The sequence below is a fragment of the Mesorhizobium sp. M7A.F.Ca.ET.027.03.2.1 genome (assembly GCF_003999175.1).
Lineage (GTDB): Bacteria > Pseudomonadota > Alphaproteobacteria > Rhizobiales > Rhizobiaceae > Mesorhizobium.
In genome coordinates this window covers 1-8,347 of the sequence record NZ_RZOM01000152.1, presented here as the reverse complement: position 1 = coordinate 8,347, position 8,347 = coordinate 1, and the positions used below count along the sequence as shown (strand labels likewise).

Below are 8,347 nucleotides of genomic sequence, written 5' to 3'. Positions count from 1 at the left end.
GAAGTCGCTGTCGCTCAACACGGCGCGCATCGAGGCGCTGGTCGAGCAGCTCTACGACATCAACAAGCGCCTGGTGCAGAACGAAGGCAAGCTGCTCAGGCTGGCCGAAAGCTACGGCGTGCGCCGCGAGGAATTCCTGAAGGAATATCAGGGTTCCGAGCTCGACCCGAACTGGACGCGCTCGATCGGCAATCTGACATCGCGCGGCTGGAAGGAATTCACCAAGAACGAGAAGGATGCGATCAAGGACCTGCGCGCCGAGATCCAGAACCTCGCCACCGAAACGGCGATCTCGATCCTGGAATTCCGCAAGATCGTCAACCAGGTGCAGAAGGGCGAGCGCGAAGCGGCGATCGCCAAGAAGGAAATGGTCGAAGCCAATCTGCGCCTCGTCATCTCCATCGCCAAGAAATACACCAATCGCGGCCTGCAGTTCCTCGACCTGATCCAGGAAGGCAATATCGGCCTGATGAAGGCGGTCGACAAATTCGAATACCGCCGCGGCTACAAGTTCTCGACCTATGCGACGTGGTGGATCCGGCAGGCGATCACGCGTTCGATCGCCGATCAGGCGCGCACCATCCGTATTCCGGTGCACATGATCGAGACGATCAACAAGATCGTGCGCACCTCGCGCCAGATGCTGCACGAGATCGGCCGCGAACCGACGCCGGAAGAACTGGCCGAAAAGCTTGCCATGCCGCTCGAAAAGGTGCGCAAGGTCTTGAAGATCGCCAAGGAGCCGATCTCGCTCGAAACGCCGGTCGGCGACGAGGAGGATTCGCATCTGGGCGATTTCATCGAGGACAAGATGGCGATCCTGCCGATCGACGCGGCGATCCAGGCCAATCTGCGCGAGACCACCACGCGCGTGCTGGCCTCGCTGACGCCGCGCGAGGAGCGCGTGCTCAGAATGCGCTTCGGTATCGGCATGAACACCGACCACACGCTGGAAGAAGTCGGCCAGCAGTTCTCGGTCACCCGCGAGCGTATCCGCCAGATCGAAGCCAAGGCGCTGCGCAAGCTCAAGCACCCGAGCAGGTCGCGCAAGCTGCGCAGCTTCCTGGATAGCTGAGACTTACCGATGCAAAAAGTTCAAGGGCGCCGATGGCGCCCTTTTTTGTTGTGGGACGCACTCTTGCGGGCGAGGCCCTTCGGGAGGATAATTCGGTGTCGGATGCATTTTCTGGGCGACAACCCGGATGCCCGCCCCGGCGAAGCCGCCGTGCTCCGTGGCCCCGGAGGGAGGTGTGCCATGACAAGCTACATCGTGCTGATGAACTGGACGGAGCAAGGTGCCAGGAACATACGCGAGTCACCGAAGCGGCTCGACGCCGCCAGGAGGCAACTGGGAGACATGGGCGGATCGTTCAAGACGTTCTACCTGACCATGGGCGAATACGATATGGTGGCGGTGGTCGAAGCGCCCGACGACGCGGTGCTGGCGCGCTTCTCGCTGATGCTGGCGGCAGCGGGCAATGTCAGGACGCGGACGCTGAAGGCCTTTCCCGAATTAGCCTACCGCGAGATCATCACCTCGCTCGGGTGAAGGAATCGGCAGGGTTTCTCGAAGTCGCTGGTTGGTGCCGGCCTGGTGGCGCTTTGCCGCAAGACGGGGCGCTTCGCCGTGATAGAATGTGGCCGGGGAGATCGCGATGAAGAAGGTTTCGATATTGGTCGCCAGCTTTGCCGCTTTGTCGTCGCTGCCGTTTTCCGCCGGCGCCAGTGCGCAAAAACCGGTCGGCATGGCCAATCCGGCATCCGTCCATTGGGTCGATATCGGCGGGCGCCTGGTGATCAGGAAGGACAAGGCCGGTAATGAATATGGATTCTGCGGCTTGCCCAATGGGCGCCTTTGCGAGGAGTGGGCGCTGTTTCGCGACAACAAGTGCATCGGGCCGAAGGCGGCCATGCGCCGCAAGTGACACACCTGCCATCATAGGGTGAGATCATGTCCGAACCGCATTCCCATTCGCATCTGTGGCCCGGCGTGCCACTCGCGCTTGGCTCGGCCGCCCTGTTCGGGGCGACGCCGCCGCTCAGCAAGCTGCTGCTCAATGGCGTCAATCCCTTCATGCTGGCCGGCCTGCTCTATCTCGGTGCCGGTCTTGGCCTCGCTCTGTACCGCCTGCTTCGGGGCAGGCAGGCCGCGGCCGGGGAGGCGCAACTGACCGCTGGGGATATTCCCTGGCTGGCGCTGGCGCTGGCGATCGGCATGGGCGGCGTTATCGCGCCGGTGCTGCTGCTGTTCGGATTGACCCTCAACACGGCGTCCAGTTCGGCGCTGCTGCTCAACCTGGAAGGGCTGGCGACGATGGCGATCGCCTGGCTCGTCTATCGCGAGAATGTCGACCGGCGCCTGCTTTTTGGCGCCTTCGCCATTCTGGCGGGTGCCATTCTTCTGTCGTGGCAAGGTGAGGGCGTCGCCTTCAACCGTGGCGCCCTGATGGTGGCAGGGGCTTGTCTGGCCTGGGGGATCGACAACAATTTCACGCGCAGGATCTCCGCCACCGACCCGGTGGTGATCGCCATGCTCAAAGGGCTGGTGGCGGGTGTCGTCAATGTCGGGCTGGCGCTTGCCGGCGGGGCCTTGTTTCCCCCGGCGTCGGTCATTGCAGCGACCGCCGCAGTCGGTTTCTTCGGCATTGGGGTCAGCCTGGTGATGTTCATCGTGGCGCTGCGTCATCTGGGCACCGCCCGGACAGGGGCCTATTACTCGCTCGCTCCCTTCATCGGCGCGTTGCTGGCAATCGCCATCCTGGGTGACGCCGTCACGCTCAAGCTTGCGGCCGCCGGAGTTCTGATGGGCGTTGGCCTATGGCTGCATTTGTCGGAACGCCATGAGCATGAGCACGACCATGAGGAACTGGAACACGAGCACAGCCATGTGCATGACGAGCACCACCAGCACCATCATGACGGGCCGGTGAGCGAGCCGCATTCGCACTGGCACCGGCATGCCCCGATGCGCCACCGGCATCCGCATTATCCCGACCTGCACCACAGGCATGGCCACGGATAGATGCTGACCGTCTGGTACAACACGCGCTGCCCGGTCTGCGATGCCGGTATCAGCAGGCAGAAGCGGCGGCTGATCGAGGCGGTCAAGGCCGGGCGGATCGAGTTCCGAGACACCAATCTTGAACCGGCACCGCTTGCCGGACATGGCGCGTCGCTTGAGGACATCCGCCGCCGGCTGCACGCCACCGATGCGGCGGGCAGGCTGCTGGTCGGCGCCGACGTTGCCATCGCCGTGTGGAAGGTCACGCCGGGCGAAGGCTGGCTGGCGATGGTGTTCGGCAATCCGGTTGCCTTGCCGGTGACACGCTTTGCCTACGACCGCTTCGCCGATCTTCTCTATGCCTGGAACCGCCGCAAGGGTCGCTGGTAGCGGTTCGTCATTGATGACCGCAGGGCAAAAGGTCCGGAGGACATCTCCGGACCTTTTTCGTGCGCGCTATCGGCTGGCCGGCTTGCACAGCGCGCCGACGATGCGGCGCACTATCGGCAGCACCAGCAGCAGCGTCGGAAACGCCACCAGCCACGACAGACCCCAGGCGGTCAGCCAGATGGACGGCAGGTCGGGGTGGAAGCCAAGGCTTTTCAACGTCGAGATCAACGAGACGATGAAGGTCATCAACAGCGACAGCACCAGCGGGCTGAGAACAGCGGCATAGCGCGCAGGCAGTTTCCTGCGCTGATATCTTGCATTCATTTCGGGTGTTCCCTGAAAGTGTCCGGTCCGTCGCATTGGCATCCATTCGCCGGTGGCCGGCAAAATTGCCCGGAAGACCGGGTTGGATGCGTTGCTTGACGTCAGACGCTTACGGAGCAGCCGAGGCGCTCGCCGGCCTTCTAGCGGCACGTTCCAATGAAAGCAAGCCTCTGGCGCCGCATTCAGATACATCGTAAGATATATCTTGACTCCGTCGATTGGCTTGCCTAATTAAGATATATCGTAAGATACAACTCAAGGAGCAATCAATGCACAAACATTTTGGGAACAATCATTTCGGCGAACGGATGTTCATGCACATGGCCGGCAAATTCGGTGGCAGAGGGGGCGGCGGTTTTGGCCCGTTCGGGCAGGGCGGTCGCGGTGGCGGGCGCGGAGGCCCGGGCGACATGTTCCGCGCCGGGCGCATGCTGGCCGACGGCGACCTCAAGCTGATCACGCTGTCGCTGCTGGCCGAGGCACCGCGCCACGGCTACGACATCATCAAGGCCCTGGAGGAGCGCACCAGCGGCATCTACAGCCCGAGCCCGGGCGTGGTCTACCCGACGCTGACCTTCCTGGAAGAGGCCGGCTATGCCGCCTCCGCCGCCGACGGCAACAAGAAGGTGTTTTCGATCACCGAAGCTGGTCAGGCGCATCTCGCCGACAACCGCGAGATGATCGATGGCGTGCTCGACCATCTCGAGCGCTTCGGCCGCAAAATGGCCAAGGCGCGCGACTGGTTCGGCTGGAACGACGAGAGTGAAGAGGGCGGGCGTCGTGGCGGCCGGGGTAGCCGCGGGGATCGTTCGGAAGCGCGCGACGAATTCCGCGCAGTCCGCCACCGACTGCGCGCGGCTCTGGGTGACTTCGTCGACGCCCCGGCCGACAAGCAGGCCGAGGCGATCGCCATCCTCGAAGGCGCCGCCGAGGCGCTGGAAGCGCTGTCGCACAAGTAAGCTTGTCCAGCCGACCGGACGCAGCCCTTGCCCGCTGGGCCAAGGACCGATAGTGAAATTCATCCCGCGTCACTCTACATGGTGCGGGATGAATGCTGTTGGAGGAAGCCCGATGTCTTTTCTGAAGCGTCTTTTCGGCGGTGGTGGCGGCGGAACCCAGGCGGCTGAGCCGACGAGTGCAGCGCCAGCCAAGCAGGTCGAGCACAAGGGCTTCCTGATCAGCGCCACGCCCTACAAGGCGGATGGCCAGTACCAGACGTGCGGCGTCGTCTCCAAGGAGATCGACGGTGTGGTGAAGGAACACAAATTCATCCGCGCAGACCGTTTCGCCGGGCTCGACGATGCCGTCGACATCTCGATCAAAAAGGGCATCCAACTGGTCGACGAGCAGGGCGACCGGATTTTTGGGTAGATCCCAGCAGGGCACTGCCTAACCATGCCGGTCTTTGCACCACGATGGACCTCTCGGTCCGGGTTGACCTACGACCGCCGGCGGATCAACTCGTCCTGGCGGGATCGATCGTCATCAGGCGGGTCCTGGCCTCGATCAGATGCCTTCTCGCGGCCCTTATCCGGCCGCACAATGCCAGATTAAGAGCGACGCCGCCTTCCTCGTCCAGCAAGTCATTCGCGCGCTTCAGAGAGTGCTCAGCTCTCCTTATGCGCAGTCTGGCGTTGGCCGCTTCGATGCTGTGAATTTCAATCATTGTGCCGCGTCCTTTGCGGTTCCGGTCCCTTCACGGATTAAACCGCCGCTGATCATATTGGTTCCGGTGCTGTGACCATTCTGCGGCCGCCGCTATTTCGTTGTGGTGTTGAATTCACGGTTCGCCGCATAATCGATAACGAAGGTGCCCTCGGGAGCGCGAACGCCCTGCTTCACATTTGATATAGTCACCGTTGTGGTAAGTCCCTTCTCGTCGGTGAGGCTCCATCTGCGCAGATCGAGCGATTTTCTGTCGAACACCATGGAGATGTTCGAGTTGCCGAAAGCCGATCTGTCGGCCAGCTTGACGGTAACTTGGGCGCCGTCGTCTCTGATGCTCTTGAGGCGACTGCCGGAGAAGTCGACCTTGTTGTCGAGCAGCAGCTTCAGCGGCGTCTTCGAGAGAGCATAGAGCCGCGATGTCTTCAGTTTCCTGTTGTAAACCACCAGGGATTTACCATCCGCAATCACGCTGATCCCAGATTGGCCAGCATAATTGAACCGGATCTTGCCCGGGCGTTGGAGAAAAAACCTGCCATGTTTTCTTTCCGCCTTCGGGCCCGACTGCACGAAATCCCCTGACATAGATTTCACCGATGAGAAGTGATCGGCAATCGTCTTCGCATCAACCAGCGCGGCCGAAATCGCAATCGTGGACGCGATATTCAACGCGGCAGCGCCGACAGCGGCAAACAAGAAACCCGGCAACTTTTTGATCCGATAGGCCATTCGATTAACCCCAAGCAGACGCGTGATCGAAGGAGATCACGCGTCTTGAGATCAGTAGCCGTCCGGGCACCGCGCGACGTAAACCCGGCCGTACCGATCACGATATCTGCACTGGCCGGCTTCGCTGGCGTGGCCGATGACGGCCCCGGCTATCGCTCCCACCGCACCGCCAACAACCGCCCCTTCCACAGGGTCTCCGGCCACTGCGGCGCCTACGGCCGCGCCACCCAAGCCGCCGACGGCGGCGCCTTGTTCGGTACGGGAGCACGCCGAGAGCGGAATGAGCAGGCTCAAAATGAGCAGCGTCTTTTTCATCGTTTCTCTCCTGAGGCTACTATTAGCCAAAGCTTAAATGCTTAAGAGAGCTTTTCGATCCATCGACCGTTGCCTGCCATTCAAGCCTGGCCGTGGCGGAGCCGCGCGCCTTCGGCTCAAGTGGTACCCTCACTGGTGTGGACGGGTGCGCGAAGGTCGCGCTTGGTGCAAACGTGGCCGGGGACTTCCGCACTCGCACAAGGGGGAGCGGATGAAACAGGGGACAGGATGGGCGAACCGAACGGGCCAGGCTGATTGCGCGCCTGGCCAGCAAGGTTTGGAAGTCGACCCGAACTAAGCCGGCTGCAGTTCCCTGCGTGGCAGTGGCGGGAACGCGATGGCGATGCCGACCGCGCCGGGCCCGATAAGAGCCGAGCCGATGAACAGCCAGGAATAGTTGGCGTAGGCATCGAACACCATGCCGCCGGCAAGCGGTCCCAATGCCATGCCGAGGCTGGACAGCATGGTGGCGGCGCCGAACACGGTGCCGAGGATGCGCTGGCCGAAATATTCGCGCGCCAGCACCGCATAGAGCGGCATGACGCCGCCATAGGTGGCACCGAAGATAACGGCCAGCATGTAGAACTGCTCAAGCTGGCTGATCGACAGATAGGCGGCAATGACGATCGCCTGGATCGCCAGGCCCGCGATCAGCACCGGCTTGACGCCCAGCCGGTCGGCCAGCACGCCGTAGAAGAGCCGGCCGCCAAGGCCTGCCAGACCTTCGACACTGTAGATCGAGACCGCTGCCATGGGGGCGACGCCGCACAGCATGGCATAGCTGACCATATGGAAGATCGGTCCGGAATGCGCCGCGCAGCAGGCAAAGAAGGTCAGCCCGAGCACGATGAATTGCGGCGAGCGCAGCGCCTGGCCGACTGTCAGGCCGGCACCTTCGGCAACCGGCGCGGAGCCGGTGTCGACCAGGACGGGCTTCGGCGGCTGGCGCACCAGCAGCACCACCGGCAACAGCAGCACCCAGGCGGTAATGCCGATGTCGAACATGGCGGTGCGCCAATCATAGGCGGAGATCAACCAGCGGGCGAAGGGCGAGATCGTCATCGGCGCCACGCCCATGCCGGCCGAGACCAGTGAGACGGCAAGGCTGCGGTTGGTGTCGAACCAGCCCGTGGTCAGCGCGATCATCGGCGCGAAAAAGGCGCTTGCCGCGAGACCGACCAGCACGCCATAGGTGATCTGGAAGCTCAGCAGCGAACCGGCGCGGCTGGCCAGCACCAGCGCCAACCCGAGCAGCACCGCGCCGATCATCACGACGATGCGGGCGCCAAAACGGTCCGATATCGCGCCCCAGGCGAAGCCACCAAGGCCCATCACCAGGAAGTTGAGCGTCATGGCGCTGGAAATGCCGGCGCGCGACCAGTTGGTGTCGATCGCCATCGGCTCCAGGAATATCGCCAGCGAAAACATCGTCCCGATGGCGACACAGGACATCAGCGCGCCAGCGGCGACGATGACCCAACGATAGGAAAGGCTCATTCAAATCTCCCATGCCTAAAGGCAGCGCTGCGCGCTGCTTGCACGAAGGACGCCGGCACCGGGTTCGATCCTACAATCCGGTTGCTTTTTTTATCCAGTTTGATGTGACGCCGTTTTCGGCAGCTCAGATCGGCAGTTCCGACGTGTATTTGATCGTCTGGCTGGGGACGTCGGTCTTGACGTTCTGCACGCCCTTGATGCGGCTCAGATGCTCCGACTGGAAGCGGCGGTAATCGTCGATGCCGGCCGCCACCACGCGCACCATGGCGTCGCAATCGCCGAGCATCAAATAGCACTCCATCACCTGCGGCAGCTTGGCGACTTCGGTGGCGAAATGCTCGATCGTGTCCTCATCCTGCGTTTTCAGCCAGATGCGGGTGAAGAAGGTGAGGCCCTTGCCGATGCTGCCGGGGTTCAGCACTGCGA

At 62.5% G+C, this 8,347-nt stretch carries 12 protein-coding genes; 7 read left to right on the top strand and 5 right to left on the bottom strand.

Annotated features, from left to right (window positions below; genetic code table 11):
* From rpoD to EN750_RS09510, 5 genes are all read left to right on the top strand, one after another.
* On the top strand, nt 1–1,075 hold a 1,075-nt coding region (gene rpoD, locus EN750_RS09530; RefSeq protein ID WP_127396266.1), incomplete at its 5' end, for an RNA polymerase sigma factor RpoD.
* 180 nt (nt 1,076–1,255) lie between these two features.
* Nucleotides 1,256–1,549: a GYD domain-containing protein gene (locus EN750_RS09525; protein ID WP_127396265.1), complete on the top strand. Its 294-nt coding sequence runs from the start codon at nt 1,256–1,258 to the stop codon at nt 1,547–1,549.
* Between the two features lie 106 nt (nt 1,550–1,655).
* A complete protein-coding gene (locus EN750_RS09520) occupies nt 1,656–1,925 on the top strand; it encodes a DUF333 domain-containing protein (RefSeq protein ID WP_127396264.1) in 270 nt (89 codons plus the stop codon).
* 26 nt (nt 1,926–1,951) lie between these two features.
* A complete protein-coding gene (locus tag EN750_RS09515) occupies nt 1,952–3,022 on the top strand; it encodes a DMT family transporter (protein ID WP_127396263.1) in 1,071 nt (356 codons plus the stop codon).
* Nucleotides 3,023–3,391 carry a DCC1-like thiol-disulfide oxidoreductase family protein gene (locus EN750_RS09510; RefSeq protein ID WP_127396262.1) on the top strand — a complete coding sequence of 123 codons (369 nt, stop codon included), beginning with the start codon at nt 3,023–3,025 and terminating at the stop codon, nt 3,389–3,391.
* Nucleotides 3,392–3,457: 66 nt separating this feature from the next.
* Here the strand turns inward: EN750_RS09510 and EN750_RS09505 are convergent, their stop codons facing one another.
* Complete coding sequence (locus EN750_RS09505) at nt 3,458–3,715, bottom strand: DUF2798 domain-containing protein (protein ID WP_127396261.1); 258 nt, start codon at nt 3,713–3,715, stop codon at nt 3,458–3,460.
* A 269-nt stretch (nt 3,716–3,984) separates the two neighbouring features.
* On the opposite strand from EN750_RS09505, the gene EN750_RS09500 reads away from it, so the two are divergent.
* Both EN750_RS09500 and EN750_RS09495 read left to right on the top strand, forming a co-directional pair.
* The gene (locus tag EN750_RS09500; protein WP_127326293.1) at nt 3,985–4,674 is read left to right on the top strand and encodes a PadR family transcriptional regulator; all 690 of its coding nucleotides are present in this window, start codon (nt 3,985–3,987) and stop codon (nt 4,672–4,674) included.
* 112 nt (nt 4,675–4,786) lie between these two features.
* Nucleotides 4,787–5,086 carry an HlyU family transcriptional regulator gene (locus EN750_RS09495; RefSeq protein WP_127326294.1) on the top strand — a complete coding sequence of 100 codons (300 nt, stop codon included), beginning with the start codon at nt 4,787–4,789 and terminating at the stop codon, nt 5,084–5,086.
* Between the two features lie 387 nt (nt 5,087–5,473).
* Here the strand turns inward: EN750_RS09495 and EN750_RS09485 are convergent, their stop codons facing one another.
* The 4 genes from EN750_RS09485 to EN750_RS09470 form a co-directional block, all read right to left on the bottom strand.
* Entirely contained in the window at nt 5,474–6,109 is a 636-nt protein-coding gene (locus tag EN750_RS09485; protein WP_127396260.1) for an outer membrane lipoprotein carrier protein LolA, read from the bottom strand.
* Between the two features lie 51 nt (nt 6,110–6,160).
* Entirely contained in the window at nt 6,161–6,424 is a 264-nt protein-coding gene (locus EN750_RS09480; RefSeq protein WP_127268100.1) for a YMGG-like glycine zipper-containing protein, read from the bottom strand.
* Nucleotides 6,425–6,718: 294 nt separating this feature from the next.
* Entirely contained in the window at nt 6,719–7,921 is a 1,203-nt protein-coding gene (locus EN750_RS09475; protein WP_127396259.1) for an MFS transporter, read from the bottom strand.
* A 124-nt stretch (nt 7,922–8,045) separates the two neighbouring features.
* The coding region (locus tag EN750_RS09470; protein ID WP_145967524.1) for an Lrp/AsnC family transcriptional regulator at nt 8,046–8,347 on the bottom strand (302 nt) is incomplete at its 5' end.